The following is a 23,914-nucleotide window of genomic DNA, read 5'->3' on the forward strand; positions in this document are numbered from 1 at the left end:
CAATGCGCAAATTAACGTCTGACTTCCGTATCGGCCAGTTTTTCATAAAATTTTACCAAACTGCTATGATCTTCGCCTTCAAGTCCATGGGCTTTCAAAAATTCCATCATTTCCCGTACGCGCCGTTTGGACTTTGCCTTCTTTAAGGTCGTCTTGACACGCGCGCGTGGCCACTTCTGATGACGAATTGAGAACGGCGCCGGCTTCTTTTTGGCATTGTGCAATCGATACGGATGAGTCTGAAGCGTTCAACTACTCGATCGTCCGACCATCCCTGAGATAAGAATACATAACGCATCAGTAGATTTTCCCCTACTTTTCTGATAGATATATCCACGGAGCAATCCTTCTCTTTGAAAACCCAACTTTTCCAATAACTGATTAGAAGCCTTGTTTTCCGGAAAAGTCACCGCCCCAATACGATATAAGTCCAGTTTTTAAAAACTATCATTTTAAAACTTCCTTTATGGCTCCTGACCTATATCCCATTCTCCAATAATCGGATGGGTTTCAAATCCAATTTCCGCCCTTTTGTTTCAAAGCTGAATATTGTTTAATCCGACTGTACCGATTAAAATCCCGTTCGTTTTGAGCACCATTCCCCAGCGAATCGCTTTGCCGTCTGCAAAATTTCTCCCGAATGATTCGATCATTTTAACAGCCGATTCAAAGGATTGGAAGGAATCCATACCATAATAGCGGGTCACCTCATCCAAAGAAAATATTTCATAAATTCTCCGGCTGTATTCCATGCCGATTTGAACAAGATTTAAACGCTCGGTTTCAAGAACGGGAAATTCTATTTTGTGGCCTCCATTTAACGAATAGATTGACAAAAAGGGCAGCAAAAAACATCTATTGTTTGCTTTTAAACAAGAACGCTCACTTTATTTTTCATCAAAATATTTTTCATATCTTTTTAATAATAATATATATTTCTAACCAACAATTCCATTGGACAACGTTTTTTATAAGATTCAGCCGGCCTTCCCGGAGCCCGTCATAAAAGGAATACCGTTTATTACAATCCTCTCCGTATGGAAGGAACTTGTCTGTCACGCGGTAAGGGGAAGCGCTAAAAAAAAGAGAACCTCACTCTGAAAAAATGAGGTTCTCATGTGACCATGCTCCATGTTTTCTCCTTTTTAGGGGATCAAAAAAGAGAAAAAGGGAGGCCTTTTTATATTTTTATGAAGGCAACGAATCAGCTGCCCAATGAGAAGCGCGTATTTCGTATAAACAGACAAACAAAAACGCGGTTCCTCATTTAAAACGAGAAACCGCATTGGTCAAACAGTATGTATGGTGACTCGTACTGGGCTCGAACCAGTGACCTCTACCCTGTCAAGGTAGCGCTCTCCCAACTGAGCTAACGAGTCGTGATTAAGTTCATTTTCCGAAAGACATTTACTAATATACACGCTCCCTGTGTGGACGTCAAGGGGTTCTATGAATAATTTATTGTTCTGACCTGTCAAAAAAACGAGACGAAGAGCGGACGGCAAGGACGGCTGTGAAACCAGACATGCGATTTCGGCCCGCTTCCCCCTGCGTAATATATTTTCGTTGGTTGGCGATTAAAGCAGACTGCGGTTCTTTTCGGCTGATAAAAACGGCCGGCCCGAGGCCGACCGAAATCATCGTTTTCCCCGCCTTAACCCGCGTCTTGTTCCTCTTGATGCCGGCCGTTATCCAATCGGCCCTCTTCCTCATCACGGAGGTGATGCGCCAGGCGGCTCGACGCGTTGGCGGCGATGGCCGCAACCAAATCGTCGAGAAAGGTGTGGACGCCCTTACCGGTTTTCGTATCCAATTTTTTAATGATACCGGTTTTGGCTTTATCGAGATGACCGTACGTCGTGACGGCAATGCTTCCATAAGTGAACACCGCGCCGATCGCGATCGTTTCATCGATGCCGAACAGTCCTTCATCCTGTTCGATGATGGACTGCAACGGTTCCGACAAACGGCCGGCTTCGGCCAATTTATCCAATTCAACGCCGACGAGAATGGCGTGCTGCATTTCCCGTTTCTCCAACACCGCGAGAACGCTCTCGATGCACGCATCGAGCTTCAAATCGGGTGCATAAGGCGACTGCATTTCATACACGATTTCCGCGATATCCTTTATGTCGACGCCCCGCTCTTTCAACAAGCGGAGTGCGGCATTTCTGACTTCTTGACTGTGCACGCGTTTTCCCATGGTTTTCGACCCCCTTTAAAAAAGTCGTGTCGGCCGGGTGTTCCCCCGCAACCGCCGCGCAAACGACACACGTTCATTATATCACTTGGGGTTGTGCGGATCATCATAAACGGTGTCCGATAGCTTTTGTGATAAAATCAGGGGGAACGAAAAGAACGGGGAGATCATCATGAAGAGGACGATTGAAGAATGGCGCCTGACGAGCCGCCACCTGAACGACGACGTGAACGTCATCGTCTATCTGCCGGCCAATTACTCGCCGCTTTACACTTATCCTCTCGCGATTGTCCAGGACGGCCTGGATTACCTCCGGCTCGGGCGACTCATCAGCTTGGCGGACCGGCTGATCGCTGAAAAAAGCATGCGGCGAACGATTTTCGCGCTCGTGCCTTATCCCAGCGTCAAGGAGCGCTGGCACCGGTACCATCCTGCAGGCGATCGCCATGACGCTTACATCCGCTTTATCGCGCACGAACTTTTACCGGAACTTTCAAGGCGTTATGCCATCGAAGCCTGCGCCTCCGACCGGACGCTCATCGGCGATTCGCTCGCCGGGACGGTTTCGCTCGCCGCCGCCTGCCGTTATCCGCACACCTTCGGCAAGGTCATCATGCAATCGCCGTTCGTGTCGGAAGCGATCATTGACACCATCAGCCGCTTCCCGCATGCCGCACAGCTGTCCATCTACCATTCCATAGGGATTCATGAAACGGCCGTCCCGACGACGTTCGGCGGCAAAGCCGACTTCCTCTCGCTTAACCGCCGGCTGAAGGATGTTATGTCGGCAAAAGGATTAGCCGATTACTATTATGAAGAAAACGGCGGCCAGCACACGTGGGGCCATTGGCAAACCGATTTGGAAAAGGCGCTGTCGCTGATGTTGAAATAACGAGGGAAGAGACGGGTCCGGGCATAGGGCAATAGGAGGCAAGCGATTCGGTATGGCGGATGAGAAAAAGGCAGGCTCAGGCTGGAAAGCGGGCGCTGCGGCCGTTTCCTTTTTTGCGCGGGACCATCGGGCCGCATGCCATGCCAAACCCGCTGCAAAACCTCCGGGTTCGTGTCAACGCGCGTCACTCAGCACCTTACGCATTTCGACATGCGGAATCCCCGCTTCCTCGAACTCCTCCGACGTAATTTGATACCCCAATTTTTCGTAAAAAGGAATCGCGTGGGTCTGGGCGTTTAAAAGAAGCGTTTGATAACCGAGCGCTTTCGCCTTGCGTTCGATCGCTTCCATGATGAGGCTGCCGATTTTTTTATGGCGATGGGATGGTAAGACGCAAATCCTTTCCACCTTGCCGAATCCATTTTTATTGCGGAGGCGGCCGGCGCCGACGGGCGTTCCGTCATCGTAAACGACAAAATGAACCGCCTCCTTTTCATATTCATCGATTTCGAGCTCGGGCGGCACCTTTTGTTCATGGATAAAAACCGTCTCCCGTACCTTCAAGGCATCGCGGTATTGTGCGTCGTTTTCTGCGACGATGACTTCCATGTCCGATTACTCTCCTCCCAGGTAAAAGGTTTCACGGATTTTCCATGTCCGATTTTTCGTTTGATAAAGCAAATGGAAGCGGTCCACGATTTCCTCGTGGCGGAACTCCAGCATTTTCAGGCGATCCAAAACGTCGGCATGTTCAATGTCGGAAAGATCTTGGGCGATCGTAATGTGCGGCACAAAGCGGTACTTCGATTTGGCTTGAATGAAACGGGCGCTGTTCAAGCGTTCATGGAGTTCCAGCAGCGTCGGATCGTCTTCGACGCGAAGATAAATAACATTGTTCACTGGATAGAACGACCCGACTTTCGTGACGACGAGGCGGATGGGGCGAAGATCGGAAGACAGCTCGCGGATGTTCCGGACAGCCGCTTCCACTTCATCGTCTTTCAGCTCAAACGCCTCCTTGAGCGTCACATGCGGCGGAATCCAAGCGTAATGCGTATCATAGCGCTTTCGGTAAGAATTGATTTTCTCTTGAAAAGACTTGGAAGGAAACAATGCGACGCCATACCTCATCCCCTGTCCTCCTTTTCTAAATATATAAAATGATTATATCATTTTTTGTCCGAAACCTCCATCCGCCCATCGCCCCCCATAAACGGACACGGCTTGTCCATTCCGCAACGATTTGTAAATCGCCGATCGCTTCTGCCCATGGTCAGCGGAGACCATCTTGTAAACGGCTCGCTGATTCATGATCCGCATGGCAGCCACCTCACTGCAGCGCCCACGCCCCTCCTTCGCCCGTGTGCGCATAAATGGCGGCAATGCCCGGAAAAATAAGGCGAAGGAGGGATCGGCATGGGCGGATACATGGAAACGACCGTTGAATTGATCGTCGGTTTTTTCGCTCTGCTTATCTTTACAAAGTTCACCGGACGCTCGTCCATTTCTGAAGCCACTCCGTTTGATTTTGTCGCCGCTTTGGTGCTCGGCGAATTTGTCGGCGGCGCCATTTATGATCCAAAGGTCGACATCTGGAAAATCCTTTACGTCATCGCTTTATGGGGTGTTTTGATCGGCGGCATCGATTTTCTCACACTGAAAGTCAATCGCATGCGCGGCCTGTTTGAAAGCAGTCCCGCCATTCTAATCAACGACGGCGTCATCGTCCGCTCGGAAATGAAGCGGAACAAAATCGACATGAACCGCTTACAAACCTTGTTGCGCGACAAGGATGTCTTTTCCATACGCGAAGTCGCTTTCGCCCTCCTCGAACCAAATGGCAAAATCTCCGTCATTAAAAAGCCGATTTTTGAAACGGTACGCCGCATCGATCTCGACTTGCCGACCACATCGGTCAGCCTTCCGGTCACGCTTGTGAGCGACGGCATGATCATCAAAGACAACTTTGTGCTGATCGGGCGCGACGTGGCATGGCTCAAGAGTGAACTGAAAAAGCGCGGCATCGAAAACCTTCGTGACGTCATGCTCGCCGAATGGCGCGAAGAAGACGGGCTCTATGTACAGACGATCTATAACGGCCCGTAATTTTATGACTCCGGTCGCCCCGCGGTCAGCAAACCTGAAAGGAAGAGAGCGATGCCGTGAAGTTTCGTCCCGATCCATTAACGGGGGCGTATGATTTCGCCTTCATGCGGGATGCGCGCGGACGGCATTCGGTGATTGGCGGCAGAACCGGGGATTTCCGGCAATACCACAGTTAGCATCCTTTCTTTCCCAAAAAAATAGGAGCAACCGCTTGGTTGCTCTCATCATTAAATCCAGCCGGGGGGCGGACCTTGAGGATTTCCATCCCTGTTTTGATTTTCTTCGCCTTTATTGTCATTTTCGTTTGATTCGTTTTGGACTTGACGAATCGGGAAACCCCAGAAATCCCTGGGCAAAGCGCGGGGATCGGGCGCCGGACCTTGCGCATCTTGATGCAGAACGATTTCTTTAGCATGTATATGCAGCGTATCGACATGTAACGTTTTCGGTTTTGACGCTTTCTTTTTATCTTCAGCCATTGGAATCCCTCCTGAAATGGTTTCGTGACACTATATGCGAATTTCCCGGTTTTTGTATGGTCACGGGCCTATCCTCGTCGGATAAAGCGGGGCGATGATGGCCCATTTCCAAGCGGCACCGGTGATTAAAAATTGATCAATATTTTATTCTCGGCTTTTGTCCGGTAATCGGCGCTTTGAAAATAGAGGAAAATTTCGATGGTGATGCGGTCGCTATATTTTTGCTCAAGCGGCGCTTGCCAATCGTTTAAGGTGATGCGTTCTCCCGGGGAAAGGGTGATCGCCGCCGTCGGACAAAGCCAAATTTCCCCCCGTTCTTTGGCCTCTTGCGCCCAATCGTTGTCCACAAAAGCCCATTGCCAATGCTCCGCATCCGCTTCCTCACCGCCCGTCTCGGCCAACGAAACGATTTTTCCTTTCAAACTCGCCACATCGCCCGGTGTAAAGCGAAAACAAACATAGGGCGTATCCAGGGGCTTTTCTCCGACGTTTTCGATGATGAGGTCGCCGCGAATCAAGGCGCGGTTCGGGCCGAGGATCAACGCATAATCGACGACGCCCACCGCATGATAGTGAGGCTTTTTGCTCTCCGCGGGCTGATTGAGGTCAGGCTTTGCCGCCATCCCTCCCGCCCCGCTCCAGTTTAAACGCTTCTCCAGCACGGCGAGGCGGCGTTTATAAACCGCGATCGCCTTGTCCTTTTCGTTGATTTCCGTTTGGATCTCCCCGAGAAGCCGTTCATAGCTTTTTATGCGTTTCCGGAAAGCCTCGGCATCGCCTTCTTGATCGCTTCGTTGATTTTTTTTCAGCTCGGCGATTTCCTGGTTTAAATCCCGGACGAGTTGCTCGTGGTTTTTTCGGGCTTCCTCATAGGTTTGCCGCAGTTCCTCATACATGGCGCGGATTTTCTCACGCTCTTCGGCCGTTTTTTCCGCTTTCTCTATATAATGTTGATTTTCTTGTTTCACCGCTTCGATTTGTTCTTCCAAAGCCGCGATCTGTTCGCTGGCAAAGATATATTGTTTCTCCAGATTCAAGGCTTTCTTCTTATAGTATTTTTCGCGGTCGATGAGGCGCGCGATGTTTAAGCTTTGTTTTCGCTCTTCCAAGCCCTCGCCCCCCGATGTTGGCATTGGTCATTTTTTATCATATGATCGCAAAGCGGCACGGTTGCTTGTCCCGGAGAAAAGACGGCCGCACCAGCGCACGCTTCGGCGCAAGAACCGCCTCGATTGCTCCGCCCCGACGTCTGTTAAAACCCATGCAAAGGAGCCGTTTTTGCTTGGATAAACCGCGCCTCATCGGAAAAAAGAGGCTTCGATCAAGCGGCACGGGCGATGTTGAAAAATCATCCGAGTCACCGCCGTCATCGGTCGGCTGGCTTCCCGAGCCCCGAGGCGCGCGATGCGCGCAAAAGAAAAAGAGTGAGAACGGATTCTCACTCTTATCGGATCAATCCGCTTTAACTTTCAGATCGCTGAAATCCACGCAATCGGCGATCTGGATCTTGCCTTTTTCGACATCCACGATCCCGGTATCGAAGGCGATGCGTCCGGACCGCTCGTCGATGAGCTGAACTTGAAACTGGTCGCACAGCGCGTTGTTGACAAGCGCCAAGTTAAAATCGAACCGCCGGCCTTCGGCCGTGCGGCCATCGCCACTGATGATCAACTTGAGCCCGCCATTGTGGCTTTTGCAGCTGAGCGTTTCCGGATCGAAACCCGTTGCATAAAACTTGATGTTTTTTAATCCGTCGCTCCGTTCCCGGTCATCGAAGGTAAATTCAAATATGCTGTTGGTTAAGCTGCAGTCCGGGCAAATATCCACGAGAATCCCCGCTTCGCCCTGCTCGGTGGCGTCTTCGGCTGTCTTCCCGCTCGCTTCGCCCCGCGCCTGGCAGTCGCAGCTTTTCATCGGGAAAATGCTCGGGCATTGGGCCGGAAACTCGATCGGCGGGCATTGGTTGTTGCTGACATCCTCTTCATTCACGACGATATTGTTTTCCCTCGGCGTGCAAAATCTCGCCAACACTTCCAGTTTGACCTCGGCTTCGACTTGGACATCGACGCAGAAAGTGACTTCCAGTTTAAAGGTTTCCGGACACGGATAGTTAAGAAGAAGCGATCCGGTCGTTATGCGTGAGATGATTTTGGAAATCCTGCACAACAAGTCGGTGCCGTCTGGGAAGCAGAGAACGAACGATTCCATGGCCGCGACGTCAACGATCATTTCGGTGACGACATCCCCGTTGCGATCGACGACAAGAATCTTCACTTCGGAGCTGAATAAGAGATCGATGAGTTGTGCTTCGACGAATTCGCCGCCGACCGGTACCGTGACACTCCGTTTTTCCCCGACTTGTTCACAGAAAAAGCCATTGTCGTCGTAGAGGTGCGGATCGCTTTGATCCAACGGGAAAAGCGGCGGCGTTTTCGGGTTTTTGCAAACGATTCTTAACGGGCGACGGCTCGGGTCTTCCATCGCTTCTTCAATTTCTTCGAGTTGTTCTTCATCGAAGCGGATGGTGTTGGAGACCGTGAGGGTATCCGTTACCCAGTCATATACCTTGGGGACGCGGATGCACTCATCTTGCAAACTGTTTGCGGCCGTGAGTACCTTCCTCGGTTTATGCTTGCTGCCCATTCATACCTTCCTTTCCACTCAACAAAAACTTGTTGATTGATTCATTACATCGTATGGAAGTGACCAAGATATTGGCACCGCATTGTTCGCCCATTTTTCCGCGAACGCCGGGAAAGCGTCGTCACGCCTGTGCAACCAAGGCGGTTGCGTCGCGAGAACCGTTGGACAGGCCGCCATCTCTATCGCATACCCCCCCCCCGCCTTCCACCGATTTAGCCATGGCTTGCATCCGTGCCCCTCATGAAGCTAACACGCCCTAAGCGGCGCGCGAATATACTCATCTATAAGAAAAGAGGTGAATCCCTTTGAAAAAAGAAGACGTCAGAAAGCTTTTTTATGAAGCCAAGCGGCGCCGGCTGACGGGAAAGCGAAGGAAAGATGATCTGTTCGATGCGCCTCTCAAAACACGCGGGAATTGCCGGACATGCGGAAAAGTGACGTGGAAACCGAAGTAAAAAAGCCCATGTCGGAAAACGTCAGCGCCCGTCCTTTGCGGCGGATGCCTTCAAGTATTTAAGTCAGGACGGTTCAAAGAGAATATTCTATGTCACGACGGAAATGAACGTGTATACACTTTTCAGCTTATATGGCGGTCTGCCAAAAAGACAAAAAAAGGCCCGCCCGGTATCAACCGGCGCGGAGCCCTTTTGTCTTCTATGTGGAAATCAAATGGCGATGATGTTAAAGCCGCTGTCGACGTGCAACGTTTCGCCCGTGATCGCCGTCGCTAAATCGCTCAACAGGAACAGAGCCGCGTTGCCGACATCCTCAGGCGTCACCGACCGCCGCATCGGCGCACGCTCTTCGATCATCTTGAGGACGGAATTAAAGTCGGAAATGCCTTTGGCTGACAACGTGCGGATCGGACCGGCCGAAATGGCGTTGACGCGGATGCCGTCCTTACCTAAGTCGTTGGCCAAATATTTCACGCTGGCATCCAACGACGCTTTGGCGACGCCCATCACGTTGTAATTTTGCACGACGCGCTCGCCGCCGAGATAGGTCAACGTGATGATCGCGCCGCCTTCCGTCATCAGCGGCCGCGCCGCTTTCGCCACAGCCGTCAGCGAATACGAGCTGATGTTGTGGGCGAGCAGGAAACCTTCGCGCGTCGTATTTAAATATTCTCCGGACAATTCCTCTTTATTGGCGAAGGCGATGCAATGGGCGATCCCATGGATCACGCCGACCTTCTCCTTAATCGTCCGGAAAGTCGCTTCAATCTCTTCATCGTTCGTCACATCACAAGGCAGGAGAAGGTGGGCATCGCTTTCGAGCGTGTCCACGAGTTTTTGCACTTCATTTTTGAAGCGTTCTCCCGCATATGTAAAGATGATGCGCGCTCCCGCCTGATGGACGGCTTGCGCGATTCCCCACGCGATGCTGCGCTTGTTCGCGACGCCCATGATCACGATGTTTTTGCCTTCCAACGAAAGATTGACCATATCATAACCTCCTCATGTTTCACGGCAAGTCCAATGCCATTATTATAACATGAACCGCTTTCCGTTGGCTCGTCACACCAAAAGAGATGCGCTTGCCGGCGATCCACCTTTGAATGGCGGCGACAAAAAATATGAAAAGCAAGAAACCAATATCCGAAACGGCCGGCGGTTGAAAGGGCGGCAACCCCCGCCTTTGATCGATCGGGGGTCCCGTTTGATCTTCCAATATGTTTTAAACTCGCCGCGGTGGCGTTATCTCGCACCGGCCAGCGTTTCCGCCAGCCGGTCGACGTGGGCTTTTCCGCCCGTGACGATCAGCTGATCGCCGAGCTGCAAAACCGTATCGCCGTTCGGGACGATGGCTTCCCCGTCCCGATAGAGGCGAATGATGATCGTATCGCCGAGAAACGGGAAACGCCTTAAAGCCATGCCGTGAAAAGCGGGATTTTCTATGGCGATTTGATATAATCCATTCTCCGCGGTCGTCAGCAAATCGATCATCCCCGGCAACAAAATCATCGCCTTCAAGATCGCTTTTGTGGAAAAGAGTGAGGAGAATACCGCGATGCCCTCATTCTTCAACGTCTCAAACAACGCGGGATTTTCGACGCGCGCGATGACGCGCGGCACGCCGTACTGCGCAGCCGCCTTGGCAATCGCCACATTCGTTTCGTCACTCCCCGTGGCGGTGACGAGAATATCCGCGTCAAACGCGGCCGCCCGCTCGAGCGTCTCCGCATCGTAATTCGGAAGTTCCGTCACTTCGAATCCGGCCGTATCATCCGCTTCCAGTTTTTCCATCACCGTATGGTAGAGCACCGTTTGATAGCGGGCGCCGTCCAATTCGACCGACAACGGCAACGTTAATTGATTGGCGCCGATCAAAACGATGCGCTTTTTTTCTTCGCGCGTTTTCGGAAAAACTTTGCGAAACAGCACCGGAGTGATCAAACACGTCACGATGGCGAGCAAAATGAGCGCCGAAGCCATGCGATCATCGATCACGCGGATGCGCTCGCCGACCTTCGCGGCGGCCACGACCAAGGAAAGCGTCGATGTCAACAATAGCCCCGAGCCGACGACCGTTCGAAAATCATACCACTTTTTTAAAATCAGCACGGGCACCATTTTGGAAATGAGCAGCGCGATGAACAACAGCGGGATCAACCACACGACTTTCGGATCTTTGAACAGTTCCCAAATATTGAGATCGACGCCGACCATGACGAAAAAAATCGGGATGAGGAATCCATAGCCGAACGAATCGAGCTTCTGCACCATCTCTTTATTCGGCGACAAAAGCGACACGAGCACGCCGGCGATGAACGCGCCGAGGATGTTTTCGGCGCCGACGGTCTCCGATAATCCGACGAGGACGATGATCAAGGCGAAGACGGCGCGCGTGCCGATCTGAAACGTGCCCTTCGACATCGTTTCCAAAAACGTCATGTGCTTAAAGACCTTGCCGACAAAATACAAGACAAAACCGGCGGCAAACAAAACGAAGAGCAGCCAAATATCGCCGCCGTTCGGGTCATATAAGGAAACGAACACCGCCAAGAGGATCATCGTGACGAGGTCGGCGATGACGGTGATGAGCAAAAGGATTTGCCCGATGCCGGTCTTCATCAAATGATTTTCTTTTAAAGTCGGCATGACGACCCCGAGCGAAATCGTCGAAATGACGAGCGTCATGAAAAAGGCGTTTTCCGCGAAACCCGCCCATTTGAAAAATAAAGCCAATAAAAAAGAAACAACAAAAATGGCGAGGAAGACAAGGCTTGCAGCGGCAAGGCCGTTCGGCTCCCGCCCTGATCTTTTTTTCCTAGAATTGAGAAACATGGAAAAGTCGATTTCAACGCCGCTCAGAAACATCAAGAAGATCAAGCCGAGCGACGATAAAATTTCGATCCAGGGCCCGTGTTCCACCCAATTGAACCCGCTTTTTCCGATGATCAAGCCGGCAATCATTTCAGCGACGACCACCGGCACCGATTTTAAGCGCAAGCGGTTCAGGACGATCGGTGTCAAGAACGCGGCAATGATGACGACAACGAGCGATACTAAGGATGCGTGCATGAATACCTCCTGAAAGCGGGAGAATCCTCCCCGTCAGTCCATATTTTCTTTAGACTAACCGATCCGCCTCACTTCTTCAAGGAATATATATGGCGGCGTACTCTGCGCCCTCATTCAAATGCTCCTGCGGCGGAAGCCCGGCCGCTCCGAAGATCGTTAAAATTTCATATAAACGCCAAGCTGGCGGTTTTCATTCACGGCGCTTTGCGCTATTCTATATGTTGGATCACATAAGAATATGCACCGGCATCCGCTGCCCCGCCACCGTTGAGAGGCCGACGGGGCGGCAGCTTTCCGGATGCGAAAAGGATAGGTTGGAATGAATAAGGACTCGTTGTTCGCAAAACTTGACTATACATTGATCTTTATCGTTTTTTTATTATTTTGCGTGAGTTTGACCGCCATTTATTGCGCCCCGCTGCCGTCCAAACTGGACAACAGTTATTTCGTTCTTCATCAGTTGATCTGGTACATCATCGGCGCGATGTTCGCCGTTGGCGTCTTCTTGATCGATTATGACCGATTCAGACAGATCGGCTGGGTGCTGTACGGCATTTGCCTCGCCCTCCTCGTCGGTTTGTTTCTGGCCAAGGGCGGGCTTCCGGTTCCTTTCGCTCACGAATCGCACGGCGCCTACAGCTGGTACGCCTTGCCCGGCATCGGCTCCGTGCAGCCGTCCGAATTCATGAAAATCGCTTTAATCCTTGTGCTCAGCCGCCTGATCGTCGAGCACAACGAAGAAACCCCCAATCGAAGCCTGCGCGATGACGTCCGTTTGTTGGGGAAAATGGCACTCGCGTCTTTGCCGCCGCTCGCCTTCGTGCTCATACAGCCGGACTTGGGCACGGTGCTCGTCATGGCCGCGACGGTCCTGAGCATGATCCTCGTCTCGGGCGTCCGCTGGCGTCTGATCTTGGCGATTTTGCTCGCGATCATCCTGGGCATCGCCGCGCTCGTCGTATGTTATTTCACTTTTCCGGCGGTCATCAGCCTCGTGCTTCAACAGCACCAATTGGACCGATTTTACGGTTGGCTTGCGCCTTACAAATATTCCAACCAAGAAGGCTTCCAATTGATCAATTCCTTGAACGCGATCGGTTCCGGCCAGCTTTACGGGACGGGGTTCGGCAATCAAACGATGGTGTTGCCCGAAAGCTACAACGACTTCATTTTCTCGGTCGTCGGAAACGCCTTCGGCTTTTTTGGAGCGAGCGCCCTCATCGCACTCTTCTTTTTGCTCATTTACAGAATCATCCATGCCGCGTTAAAAACGCACGATCCTTTCGGCACTTATATCTGCACAGGGATTATTGGCATGTTGATGTTTACGATTTTTGAAAATATCGGCATGACCATCCAAGTCATGCCGATCACCGGCATTCCGCTGCCGTTCATCAGCTACGGCGGCAGCTCCTTGTTGACGAATATGATGTCCATCGGTCTCGTGCTGTCGATTCAGGCGCGCTCGAGAAAATATATGTTTGATTGACGGCCATTTCGCCACGCCCTGCACAAAAAGACATGAGTGAATTTCGGAAAGAGTCCCTTTCATGGACTCTTTTTTCGTGCAGTGAGTATGGATCGCTTGACGGCGGGAGAGCCTAGGGGTTGCGGTTCTTTTAGAGGTTGTGGAATGATTTGCGGCGTTGATGGATGAGACAAAGAAGCGGAAAACGCTGAAAGGATTCCGACGAGGTGAAAACATGGCGTACGACATCATTGGCGATGTGCACGGCTGTCATGAAGAGTGCCTGGCGCTTTTGCGCAAGCTCGGCTATGTGCAAAAGGCGGGTTGGCCCGTTCATGCGGACGGACGCGTGCCGGTATTTCTGGGCGATATCACGGACCGCGGACCCGATTCGGTCGCGATGATCCGGCTCGTCACCGGGCTGGTCGAGCGGGCGTTGGCGCATTATGTCCCGGGAAATCACTGCGATAAACTGTATCGGTACTTGATCGGCCGCCCCGTTCAAATCAAAAATGGCCTGGAGACGACGGTTGCGGAACTTTCGGCGCTCGCTCGTGACGAAAGGCAGCGCATCACGTCCGCATTTTTGCACATCTACGAACAAGCGCCGCTTTATTTGATGTTGGCCGAAGGCGAACTCGTCGTCGCCCACGCCGGCATCCGGGCGTCCGATATCGGCCAGATGAACCGGCGCGTCAAATCGTTCGTGCTGTACGGTGACACGACCGGCGAGACCGATGAAAAAGGCTTCCCGATTCGCCGCGACTGGGCGAAGCATTATGAAGGCCACGCATGGATCGTGTATGGACATACACCGGTCCGCAAGCCGAGATGGTACGGGAAAACGGTCAATATCGATACCGGATGCGTGTTTGGCGGGCATTTGACCGCCTTCCGCTGGCCGGAAAAGGAGACCGTCTCCGTCCCGTCGCGCCAACCGTTTTTCCCTGAAAAATTTCATGCGTTCGAGTCCAACCCTTGAGGGCATCCGGCGGACGCCAAAACCCGCCGCATATCCTCCGGCAACTCGCTCGCAAAGGAGAGCAGTTTGTGCGACACGGGATGAACGAAGCATAGGCGGTAGCAATGAAGCGCTTGGCGGCCGATCCGGTCTGTTCGGCCGCCGTAGAGATCATCTCCCAATAACGGGTGACCGATGTGAGCGAAATGGACGCGGATTTGGTGGGTGCGCCCCGTTTCCAAAGCGATGTCGACGACCGTTGCCTCGTCCAGCCGCCGAAGCACGCGATAATGCGTCACCGCCCGCTGGCCGTCATCGCTTACGATGCGTTCAATGATGCTCCCCTCTTTTCGGGCGATCGGGGCATCGATGACGCCTTCATCGCGGGCCAGGCGGCCGTGAACGATCGCGATGTAACGCCGCTCCAAAGCGTGTGTCTTTTTTTGCCGCGCGACAGCTTCATGAAAAAATCCATGTTTGGCGGCGAGAACGAGCCCCGAGGTTTGCCGATCCAAACGCGTCGCGATATGAGCGGTCGAACGCAGGCCGTTTTTCCGCAAATGCCAAAGCACGCCGCCGGCAAGCGTGCCGCGCCGATGTTGAAATCCCGGGACGGTCGCCATGCCCGCCGGCTTGTTGATGATGAGCACAGCGGTATCTTCATAAACCACTTCGAGGGGGACGGGTTCGGGAATGAGCCCGTCCCCCGGCTCTTCCGGCGGAAAAATAAGGGTCAGCCGATCGCCCGCCGCCAATAAACGGCGCACGGAATCGGGCTGACCGTTGACGTAGATCCCCCCGCCGCGATGCTTAACCGCCGTGAGAAGGCGGCGCGACAACCCGATCTGCTTCCTTAGATAATCGCGCAATAACATGCCCTCAGCCTTCGTACCAATCGCAAAGGAGAGCGCCAGCTTGCCATCGACGACATCCACTTTGACTTCAGGCCGCGATTTCCCGCTGTACAGCCATTGATCCCCGCATTGATCCGTCACGCTGCAGCCACTCCTGTCCATGAAATCCCTGATACCCTTTTCGAATTCCTTCCGTGCTGAAAAGGTCATGTTGGATGGTTTCAGCGGGCTATCCAAATAGGCAGTACGGTCCTCTTTGGATAGTCTTCGCCAGCCGCGCAGCATTCGCTTCTCAATCGCCCACAAACGATTCTTTCACGCGGCGCCAAAACGGGAACGGCCGAAAGCGCGCAAACCGGATGCGCTCCTCGGCGACGCGGTATTGCAGCGAATGCACGTCTTTATGGACGAGAAAAAGATGGTCGATCGTAATGTTGAAATTGACGTCGTTCACCGGTTTTAATATGCACGTGTGATGTTCCGGCAGCACGAGCGGGGAACCGATCGTTCGATAGACGCGATTGTTGATCGAAGCCATTTCCGTCAGTTGGATGGCGGACAACGACGGGTGAAGGATCGCGCCGAAAAGCGCTTTATTGTAAGCCGTGCTGCCCGTCGGCGTCGAGATGCACAATCCATCGCCGCGGAACGTTTCGAATTTGTCGCCTTTGATGATGACGTCGATGACGAGCGAACCTTCCGTCGCTTTCACCGTGCATTCATTAAGGGCCAAATACCTTTTTTCGCTCTGGTTGTTGTTAAAACGGATGACGACTTCCAGAAGCGGATACTCGACGACCTGAAACGGCGTTTTCGCCAAATGAATGACGAGCTTTTCGACTTCGTCCGGCGTCCAGTCCGCATAAAAGCCGAGGTGTCCGGTATGGACGCCGACAAACGCCGTATCGGCCAAGCGGTGGACATAGCGGTGAAACGCGTGCAGCAAGGTGCCGTCGCCGCCGACCGAAATGACGATGTCGGGTTCCTCTTCATCGTAGATTAAATCAAAGCCTGTCAAATATCGGGTGATTTGCTCCTTGATTTTGTTGGAAGTCGGATCACCTTTGGATTGCACGGCAAATTTCATATGATCACCTTTGGAAAGGGTCGATATCGAGATCTTCGACCTTTTTATATGTAAAATGTTTCTGGGCTTCTTGAATTTCTTCGCGAATTTTGGACATCTCTTCATCGAGGAGAAACGCGGCTTCGCTCGCGCGTTGCAGCCGGTCTTTGATCGCTTTCGGAATGCGGCCTTCGTATTTATAGTTGAGCGAATGTTCGATCGTCGCCCAGAAATTCATCGCCAGCGTGCGGATTTGGATTTCCACAAGGATTTTGCGCTCGCCGACGATCGTCTGCACCGGATAACGGACGACCATGTGATAGGAACGGTAACCGCTCTCTTTCTTTTGGGTGATGTAATCGCGTTCCTCCACCACTTCCAAATCGGTGCGGTTCCTGATGAGGTCGATGACGGTTTTAATGTCGTCGACAAATTGGCACATGACGCGGATGCCCGCCAAATCCTGCATTTTCGTATCCAGTTCGCTTAATGGAATATTCTTTCTTCTCGCTTTATCAAGGATGCTTGGAACGGGTTTGACCCGTCCGGTCACGAACTCGATCGGTGAATGTTGTGCCGTTTTTTCATATTGCTCGCGATAACCCCTCAATTTGATTTTCAGTTCATCCACGGCTTGCTTGTAAGGGGTTAAAAAGAGCTCCCAATCCATGACCAACACCACCCTTTAAATGAACGTGTTGGGTTGTCTCCCAAGTAACATTATGTCATAATTTTAGTGACCTTACCAAATATCATCGGATGTGGCGCAATGACCCAAGAAATAGAGATCGAATATAAAAATCTTTTAACCCGCGCCGAGTTTGAGCGGCTGAGCAAGGCGTATGGCCTCACCCCCGAAGACTTTGTCCTCCAACATAATGATTACTTTGACACGGTGGATTTTCAATTGAAAAAACGGGGGGCGGCGCTGCGCATCCGCGAAAAAGAAAATGAGTTCGTCTTGACTTTAAAGGAGCCGAACGCCGTCGGATTGCTGGAAACCCATCAACGGTTAACGGAACGCGAGACGCGCCAAATGCTTTTAGGTGAGGCGCCGCGGGACGGCGAAGTGATCGCCCGGCTTTCTCACATGGGCGTCCGGCCTTCCGCTCTCCGCCATTTCGGGCGTTTATCGACGAAACGCGCGGAAGTGGCATTAAAGGAAGGAGTGCTCGTGCTCGATCACAGCATGTATGGCGCACGGGAAGATTTCGAATTGGAATTCGAAGCGGCCGACGCCGCTGCGGGCTGGACGGCGTTCCATGCGATTTTGCGTCAACATGGGATCCCGCGGCGCCCGGCCGAAAATAAAATCCGCCGCATGATGAAATCCATAGATCCAGAGGAGGCATCCGCTCATGGCGACCAATCCGCAAATGATTGAGGCACTCCTCCAACTTCAGGCATTCCGAACGATGCAACCGTCTTCATCATTGGGAAAACCGACTGCGGACGGCAACGCCGACATGTTTTCCGATGTGCTCGCCGCTTTTTTGGGCACGGATTCCGCATCATCCGGCGTTGATCCCCTCTTTTCCGTCGGGGCTGATCCGTCGTCATCCTTTGAAAACGATGACAGCCTGATTTCGGGATGGTCTGCGGACGCCGAAACCTATCTGCTTGAGGCGTTGGCGAGCCAAGGCACGATCGGGCGCGCGGCATGGAATGCCGGCGGAGTTCTGGGGACAACGGCGGATGATTCCGCCAATCTTTTATCCGCTCTATCCGGCGAAGCTTCGCTGCAAGGCGTTTTGAGGCAAATCCGACCGGCCGCAACGCGGGACACTGAATCGGTCGGGACATCCCATCAAACCCGCTCCGACGCTTTAGCGTTTGAGCCCTACATCGAAGAGGCCGCTAAGCTTTACGGCGTCGATCCGAAGCTTATCCGCGCGGTCATCCAGCACGAATCGAATTTCAATCCCGACAGCGTGAGCCCGGCCGGCGCGATCGGCTTGATGCAGCTGATGCCGCAAACGGCCAAAAACCTCGGGGTCAATGATCCGTTTGATCCGAAGCAGAACATCTTCGGCGGCACCAAATATTTGAGACGCCTGTTGGACGAATTTGGCGGCAATGAGGCGTTGGCACTGGCCGCCTACAATGCCGGGCCCGCAAACGTGAGAAAATACCACGGCATCCCGCCTTTCAAGGAAACCGAGGCCTACGTCAGAAGGGTGCTCCAATCTTACTACGGCTGATTGAGAACGACGGCGAAGCGTTGCGCTCCGCCGTTTTTCTTTGGATGCCGCTGCCCATTCAAAACACAGGGGAGCTTGCCGACTCCAATTCCCCGACAGCCGCCCGCCTATAGATTTTTTTCGTTTCACATCTTGGTTTACGGGCGGCCGATGAGCGGTTAGCATGTCGAACATTTGCCGAAAAATCAATCCCCTTGTTACAATAGGAATATCTTAAAACCCGATGCGCCGAACCGATGTGGCCGGATGCGCACTTATTCCATTCCATAGACGAAAATTCGATCGGCCATTGGAGAAACCGTCTGTACGCGAAAACCGGCGGCACAGACAAAGCCGCAGGGAAAAACGGCACGGTTTTTAAAGCGTCACCGGCAGTTTGCGATTCGGCCCCGTTCTTTCCGAATGTTTGAACGGACGGATTCTGTCTGCTAAAACCGGTTTCTCCCTCGACACGGAAACTTCTTGAATTCGTGGAAGGGCTGGCCATTCAAAGGTTTAGGCAGTGCTTCGCGGCGGCGCAATCCAGGCGGGTCTTGTGCGAACGATGCTGAACGGCAAAACGAAGGCGCCATGACGAAAGAGCACGTCAAGGCACGGCATGACAGCGCAGGACGCGGTCCTTACGGAGGATGATCATGGTGTGGGAGGCGGATAACATGACTCGGTCGGATTACCGTTCGCTGTGTGAAGGGCCGTCGGATAACCACTGTACGGTCTTCAACGAGCGCCAAAAAAAGCCGAAACCGATTGAAGTCTTCGTTTATATTGATCCGCTGTGTCCCAATTGCTGGCAGTTGGAAGCGGTCATGAAAAAATTGACGGTGGAGTACGGGCGATATTTGACGATGCGCCAGATCATCGTCACTGAACGGCCGATTCAGCCGATTCAAGGAAAAAAGCTGCGCGGCTCCGATATGCGGCGCGAGGAACCCCATCCCTTTCCGTCCTACAAAGCGGCCATCGCCATCAAAGCGGCCGAACTGCAAGGAAAAACTTATGGACGCCGTTTTCTGCAATCCTTACGGAGAAGGCTTTTTCTTGAAGATATCAACGTCGATTCCCCGGACGTGCTTTTGGAATGCGCGCGCTCGGCGAAATTGGACATCGGAGAGTTTCAAAAGGACATCGCTTCGCACGGACCGATCAAAGCATTGCAATGCGACCGCCGTTTAATGGCGGAAATGGATGTCCATGAATTTCCGACGCTCGTCTTTTTCAACATTCGCGACGACAAAGAAGGCATCAAAATCAGCGGCAATTATCCCTATAGCGTTTATGTAGAGATTTTAACAGAGGCGCTCGGCGAAACGCCGACGCCTGAAGCGCCCCCTTCTCTGCTCGATTTTATGAAGCGGTTCGAATTCGTCACGACGGAAGAACTCGCCATCGTTTATAACATGGATGAGCCGGATGTCATTCGGGAAATGAAAAAACTCAAGCTCAAGCAGCTGGTCGACGCGGTCGTCGCCAAGTCGAAGACGTATTGGCACTATATCGGCGAATGACGTTTTGCTGATCCATAACATGAAACGCGGTTCGGGCGCATAACATGTTTAACAAAAACGAGAGGAAGTGTACGTGTGCCATGCGGGCGCTCGTCGTCTTGTTTTCCATCGCCGTGACGATGATCGCGTTTTTCTTTTACATGCTCGGTTTGATGCACCTGAAACCGCTCGCCCTTTCCGGCCTGGTGTTCTTCCTGTCCCTCCTCGTGACCGTACGGCTGCTGACGCAAAGAAAGAAAACGACGATATAAAAGCCCGGCACGCCCAAACCCCGTCTCTCTAACCTGCGATCCTTAAAACGTTAAATGGACCGGCCGCAAGGATGATCCTTGTAGCCGGTCCGCTTCTTTACAAAACATCTGAATGCGGGCCGCCGCCTGGCACAAGCGGCGGGTCCCCCTCTCTTCGCTTTCGTCGCGCATCATTCGATGGGAAGCCCTTCATGGAATGGCGCGGGTCATTCAAAAATCAAGGCTTCCATTTCGTTTAAGACGTTCTCGAAGACTTTGAACGCTTGCCGGATCGGTTCAGGGGACGTCATATCGACGCCGGCGCGTTTCAAGACTTCGATCGGATAATCGGAGCTGCCGGCGGAGAGGAAGGATTTGTAACGCTCGACCGCCGGAGCGCCTTCGTTCAAGATTTGCTGCGACAATGCGGCTGCCGCGCTGTACCCGGTCGCGTATTGGTAGACGTAGAAATTGTTGTAGAAATGGGGAATGCGCGCCCATTCGATCGCAATCTCCGGATCGATCGTCATCCCGTCGCCGAAATATTTTTTGTTTAAGTCATAATAGATCGAAGACAAGGTTTCGGCGGTCAACGCCACGCCTTCCGCCGCTTTTTCATGAGCGATCTGCTCGAATTCCGCAAACATCGTTTGCCGGAACACCGTGCCGCGGAAGCCTTCCAATTGGTTGTTCAGCAAATACAATTTTCGCCGCTTATCGTTTGTTTCCCGCAAAAGATATTCGTTCAACAATGCCTCGTTGCACGTCGACGCCACTTCGGCGACAAAGATGGAATAGTCGGCGTACGGATACGGCTGATTGGCCCGCGTATAATAGCTGTGCAACGAATGCCCGAGTTCATGCGCCAGCGTAAATACGTCGTTGATGTCATCGGACCAGTTCAGCAATATGTACGGCATGGTGCCGTAAGTCCCCGATGAATAGGCCCCGCTCCGTTTGTTTTTCGTCTCGCGCACATCAATCCAACGGTTATCGAAGCCTTCGCGAACGATGTTCAAGTATTCTTCTCCGAGCGGCGCGAGCCCTTTCAAGACGATCTCTTTCGCTTCCTCGTAGCTCACGCGCATGTCCACATCTTTAACGAGCGGCACGTACAAGTCGTACATATGCAGATCATCCAGCCCGAGAACGCGGCGGCGCAGTTGGACGTAGCGGTGCAGGAGCGGAAGATGCTCATTCACCGTTTTCACGAGGTTATCGTACACTTCGACCGGAATGTTGTTGGCGTCAAGCGCCGCATGGCGGGCCGACGGATAATTGCGGATGCGCGCATAGAAATTGTCGCGTTTGATGGCGCTTCCGAGCGTGCTTGCAAAAGTGTTTTTATATCGTTCATACGTGCCGAACATCGCCTTGAAAGCGGCCTCTCGGACGTTGCGGTCGCCGCTTTTGATCAAGGTGAGATAACGGCCGTGCGAGACGACGACCTCGTCGCCATTTTCATCCTTAATCTTCGGAAATTCCATATCGGCGTTGTTCAGCATGCCAAACGTGTTGGCCGGGGCGTTCAGCACTTCGCTCGCTTCCGCCAAAAGCGCTTCTTTTTCCTCGTCGAGGACGTGCGGCCGCTGCCGCGTGATTTCTTCAAGCGCATGGCGGTACAACTTCAAATCGTCGTTTTCTTCAATAAATCCTTTAAGCTTCTCTTCATCGATGGCGAGGATTTCCGGCACGATAAACGAAAGCTTGCTGCCGACGAGAGCGCCGAGCCCGCGAACGCGGTCGTACAACGCTTGAAAGGTGGCGTTGGCCGTATCCTCATCGGCTTTCATGTGGGCGTAGGCGTACAATTTGTTGAGCGTCATCGTGAGCTCGTCTTGTTTTTGCAGGGCGCGATAGAGCGTTTCGCTCGATTCACCGAGCTTGCCTTTAAAGGCGACGACTTCAGGAATCAGCTCCTTCACCTTCGCAAAATCTTTCTCCCAGGCTTCTACATTTTCATAGATCGCTTCCAAATTCCATTTTTCACTCTCCGGGACTTTGTCTCTGGTCGGCAGTTCTCTCAGAGCTTCTTTGGACATATCGACACCTCCATGATTTCGTTCAATGGTTTTCTCATCGGGAATTCCCGGCGGCGGCACCCTCTCTTTCGTTAAACCGTTGGGAAAGTTGCCAAAACGCCCAGACGACCGGCGAAGTTTTGAAGCCGCCAAGGCCTCACGCGTTGCCGTCCATGCGGTAAAATAAAGGGAAAACGGGTGCTGTTAGAAGTTTTTCCACTTTTTTACCCATTCTCCCCTTTATTTTATTCCGTCTGACCGGTGTCCATCAACTTCATGTGCCATTCTCCGCTTATGGTCCCACATTAACCGTTTTTTTGGGATTTTTCAACAGTTTTTTGAAGAAGAATGGCGGGCCAGCGCTTCCGGTTCCATGGATGCCGTCCGGAATAGGATGGCCTCTTAACGCGAAAGCGACTCAAACGAGAAGGCTTTCCAACGCCGGAGCAATGCCCGGTCTTCCGCCATCCATTCATTCCATCCTTTCGGGCGCCATTCGATCGGCTTTATGAGCACATAACGGTCCGCACCGATCCTTTTTAAAAAGCCAAGACGGGCGAGAGCCGCGAGATAATCGGCGATCGGCCGGGACGGCGGCCGCGCCTGATCGGGCAGGGTCCGAATCTTAAAAACCCCTTTTTCGCAAAGATTCATGAACCGCTTTTCCATCGCCTGCAAGAAAACCATGGTTCCCGGCTTCTTGCCGTATAAAAAGCAGAGGATCAACCACGCTTGCCACAAAAACGGCTCCGTCGCCAGCCGTATTTGGCTGTCTACGGGCAAACCGACGCAAGCCGGCACATGGGACAGCGAAAGCCCGTGCCCGGCGGCGCTGACTTGCACGTAGCGAAACGCGCGGTGGGTTCTGGGAATCGCGGAACTTCGCCAACGCATTTTTTGTTCAAGCCATGCCGTGAGATTACGGTCGAGCCCGCTTGCCTCAACCGACGGTCGAAGCAAGTCGGTAAACGTCAAACGGCCCAACGCTTGGCTGTGTGCCTGGGCGATGATGGTCGCCGGTCCTACCGGCCAAATATGGTGTAAAACGGTCATTTTGTCCGTCAATGGGTCGAAATAGAGAAGGCTGAAAAACGAGGGGGAGACTTCGGAGGAAGGCGTGCGGCGGATGGTCATGACATCGGTTTCCGTCCATTTGTAAAGCGACGGACCAAGGCGTTTCAAGCGGTTGGCGCCCAATATCCACAGCGTTTGATAGCCGAGCGCCCGATACCCGCCGTCTCTCGCGCGAAATCGTTGCGGCGATAGGCTAGAACATTGATATTCGACGATGAACGGGGAAAGGCCGTCATGCAAACAAAGATCGGCCCGCTGCCGCAACGCGGGAAAGTATTGTTCCAGCGTCGGTTGGTCGTATTGTTTTTTGAGCCAATGGTAAATTTTCGTTTTGCCCAACCGGTGGCGGAACGATTCCGGCTCATGTTCAGCCGGGCAGGTTTGCTTCGGATGATGGGCAAAATGCCATGACACCTTTTCACCCAATTTAAGATGAACCCGGGCGCCACAAGCCTCACAATAAAAGCGGGTCTGTTCGCGAAGCCGTCTCCATTCGTCAAGGCGGCGGTCGTCCGTGAGAGAAAGGCGTTCACCGTCCGATGAAAGCGCGGTGAGCATGCTTTGATCATCTCCTTGTCTCGAAATCGGGAAAAGGATGGGAGCAACCTTCAAGGACAGCTTAAGGGGATGGGAATCGAAGAGAGTATGGGGCGCGGAGCGTCACCTCACCTGGGAAACAAACAGGCCATC

At 52.7% G+C, this 23,914-nt stretch carries 21 protein-coding genes, 1 tRNA gene and 1 pseudogene; 8 read left to right on the top strand and 15 right to left on the bottom strand.

Annotated elements, in window-relative coordinates:
• Positions 1-248 precede the first annotated feature (248 nt).
• The 3 genes and pseudogenes from CCB157_RS04710 to CCB157_RS04725 form a co-directional block, all read right to left on the bottom strand.
• Positions 249-803: pseudogene (locus tag CCB157_RS04710) on the bottom strand (GNAT family N-acetyltransferase).
• A gap of 500 nt (positions 804-1,303) precedes the next feature.
• Positions 1,304-1,379: transfer RNA gene (locus CCB157_RS04715), tRNA-Val, on the bottom strand.
• Between the two features lie 275 nt (positions 1,380-1,654).
• On the bottom strand, positions 1,655-2,203 hold the full coding sequence (locus CCB157_RS04725) for a phosphatidylglycerophosphatase A family protein (RefSeq protein WP_077614773.1): 549 nt from the start codon (positions 2,201-2,203) through the stop codon (positions 1,655-1,657).
• A 169-nt stretch (positions 2,204-2,372) separates the two neighbouring features.
• Here CCB157_RS04725 and CCB157_RS04730 point away from each other — a divergent pair, with 169 nt between their 5' ends.
• A complete protein-coding gene (locus CCB157_RS04730) occupies positions 2,373-3,092 on the top strand; it encodes an alpha/beta hydrolase (RefSeq protein ID WP_077614774.1) in 720 nt (239 codons plus the stop codon).
• A gap of 174 nt (positions 3,093-3,266) precedes the next feature.
• Here CCB157_RS04730 and CCB157_RS04735 read toward each other — a convergent pair whose 3' ends face one another.
• Positions 3,267-3,701, bottom strand: a complete 435-nt coding sequence (locus CCB157_RS04735) for a GNAT family N-acetyltransferase (RefSeq protein ID WP_077614775.1) — start codon at positions 3,699-3,701, stop codon at positions 3,267-3,269.
• 6 nt (positions 3,702-3,707) lie between these two features.
• Positions 3,708-4,223 (bottom strand): 2'-5' RNA ligase family protein, encoded by a 516-nt coding sequence (locus tag CCB157_RS04740; protein WP_077614776.1) that lies wholly within the window; start codon positions 4,221-4,223, stop codon positions 3,708-3,710.
• A 285-nt stretch (positions 4,224-4,508) separates the two neighbouring features.
• Between CCB157_RS04740 and CCB157_RS04745 the strand changes: the two genes are divergently transcribed.
• Entirely contained in the window at positions 4,509-5,198 is a 690-nt protein-coding gene (locus CCB157_RS04745) for a DUF421 domain-containing protein (protein WP_077614777.1), read from the top strand.
• A 227-nt stretch (positions 5,199-5,425) separates the two neighbouring features.
• Here CCB157_RS04745 and CCB157_RS04750 read toward each other — a convergent pair whose 3' ends face one another.
• From CCB157_RS04750 to CCB157_RS04780, 5 genes are all read right to left on the bottom strand, one after another.
• Positions 5,426-5,677, bottom strand: a complete 252-nt coding sequence (locus tag CCB157_RS04750) for a hypothetical protein (protein WP_077614778.1) — start codon at positions 5,675-5,677, stop codon at positions 5,426-5,428.
• 125 nt (positions 5,678-5,802) lie between these two features.
• Complete coding sequence (locus tag CCB157_RS04755) at positions 5,803-6,786, bottom strand: hypothetical protein (protein WP_077614779.1); 984 nt, start codon at positions 6,784-6,786, stop codon at positions 5,803-5,805.
• 343 nt (positions 6,787-7,129) lie between these two features.
• Positions 7,130-8,320, bottom strand: a complete 1,191-nt coding sequence (locus tag CCB157_RS04765) for a BMQ_0737 family morphogenetic spore coat protein (RefSeq protein WP_077614781.1) — start codon at positions 8,318-8,320, stop codon at positions 7,130-7,132.
• 665 nt (positions 8,321-8,985) lie between these two features.
• Complete coding sequence (gene fabI / locus CCB157_RS04770; RefSeq protein ID WP_077614782.1) at positions 8,986-9,765, bottom strand: enoyl-ACP reductase FabI; 780 nt, start codon at positions 9,763-9,765, stop codon at positions 8,986-8,988.
• Positions 9,766-10,017: 252 nt separating this feature from the next.
• Positions 10,018-11,844 (bottom strand): monovalent cation:proton antiporter family protein, encoded by a 1,827-nt coding sequence (locus CCB157_RS04780; RefSeq protein WP_077614784.1) that lies wholly within the window; start codon positions 11,842-11,844, stop codon positions 10,018-10,020.
• 319 nt (positions 11,845-12,163) lie between these two features.
• Here CCB157_RS04780 and CCB157_RS04785 point away from each other — a divergent pair, with 319 nt between their 5' ends.
• Positions 12,164-13,333 carry an FtsW/RodA/SpoVE family cell cycle protein gene (locus CCB157_RS04785; RefSeq protein ID WP_077614785.1) on the top strand — a complete coding sequence of 390 codons (1,170 nt, stop codon included), beginning with the start codon at positions 12,164-12,166 and terminating at the stop codon, positions 13,331-13,333.
• A gap of 214 nt (positions 13,334-13,547) precedes the next feature.
• A complete protein-coding gene (prpE, locus tag CCB157_RS04790) occupies positions 13,548-14,294 on the top strand; it encodes a bis(5'-nucleosyl)-tetraphosphatase PrpE (RefSeq protein WP_077614786.1) in 747 nt (248 codons plus the stop codon).
• Here the strand turns inward: prpE and CCB157_RS04795 are convergent.
• The 3 genes from CCB157_RS04795 to yjbM all read right to left on the bottom strand — a co-directional run bounded on the left by CCB157_RS04795 (position 14,270) and on the right by yjbM (position 16,869).
• Positions 14,270-15,148, bottom strand: coding sequence for an RluA family pseudouridine synthase (locus CCB157_RS04795; RefSeq protein WP_238594599.1), 879 nt, complete (start codon positions 15,146-15,148; stop codon positions 14,270-14,272). The genes prpE and CCB157_RS04795 overlap by 25 nt on opposite strands.
• 271 nt (positions 15,149-15,419) lie before the next feature.
• On the bottom strand, positions 15,420-16,214 hold the full coding sequence (locus CCB157_RS04800) for an NAD kinase (RefSeq protein ID WP_077614787.1): 795 nt from the start codon (positions 16,212-16,214) through the stop codon (positions 15,420-15,422).
• Between the two features lie 4 nt (positions 16,215-16,218).
• Positions 16,219-16,869, bottom strand: a complete 651-nt coding sequence (gene yjbM, locus CCB157_RS04805; protein ID WP_077614866.1) for a GTP diphosphokinase — start codon at positions 16,867-16,869, stop codon at positions 16,219-16,221.
• 93 nt (positions 16,870-16,962) lie between these two features.
• On the opposite strand from yjbM, the gene CCB157_RS04810 reads away from it, so the two are divergent.
• The 4 genes from CCB157_RS04810 to CCB157_RS17230 all read left to right on the top strand — a co-directional run bounded on the left by CCB157_RS04810 (position 16,963) and on the right by CCB157_RS17230 (position 20,150).
• Complete coding sequence (locus CCB157_RS04810; protein ID WP_077614788.1) at positions 16,963-17,577, top strand: CYTH domain-containing protein; 615 nt, start codon at positions 16,963-16,965, stop codon at positions 17,575-17,577.
• A complete protein-coding gene (locus tag CCB157_RS04815) occupies positions 17,552-18,394 on the top strand; it encodes a lytic transglycosylase domain-containing protein (RefSeq protein ID WP_238594595.1) in 843 nt (280 codons plus the stop codon). The genes CCB157_RS04810 and CCB157_RS04815 overlap by 26 nt, the downstream gene beginning before the upstream one ends.
• A gap of 656 nt (positions 18,395-19,050) precedes the next feature.
• Positions 19,051-19,899, top strand: coding sequence for a DsbA family protein (locus tag CCB157_RS04820; protein WP_158077206.1), 849 nt, complete (start codon positions 19,051-19,053; stop codon positions 19,897-19,899).
• 44 nt (positions 19,900-19,943) lie between these two features.
• A complete protein-coding gene (locus tag CCB157_RS17230) occupies positions 19,944-20,150 on the top strand; it encodes a hypothetical protein (RefSeq protein ID WP_143286929.1) in 207 nt (68 codons plus the stop codon).
• Positions 20,151-20,356: 206 nt separating this feature from the next.
• On the opposite strand, the gene pepF is transcribed toward CCB157_RS17230, so the two are convergent.
• A complete protein-coding gene (gene pepF / locus CCB157_RS04825; protein WP_077614790.1) occupies positions 20,357-22,171 on the bottom strand; it encodes an oligoendopeptidase F in 1,815 nt (604 codons plus the stop codon).
• 381 nt (positions 22,172-22,552) lie between these two features.
• Positions 22,553-23,782: a competence protein CoiA gene (locus CCB157_RS04830; protein WP_077614791.1), complete on the bottom strand. Its 1,230-nt coding sequence runs from the start codon at positions 23,780-23,782 to the stop codon at positions 22,553-22,555.
• Between the last annotated feature and the right edge of the window lie 132 nt (positions 23,783-23,914).

The organism is Caenibacillus caldisaponilyticus (assembly GCF_002003465.1).
GTDB lineage: Bacteria > Bacillota > Bacilli > Bacillales > Sporolactobacillaceae > Caenibacillus > Caenibacillus caldisaponilyticus.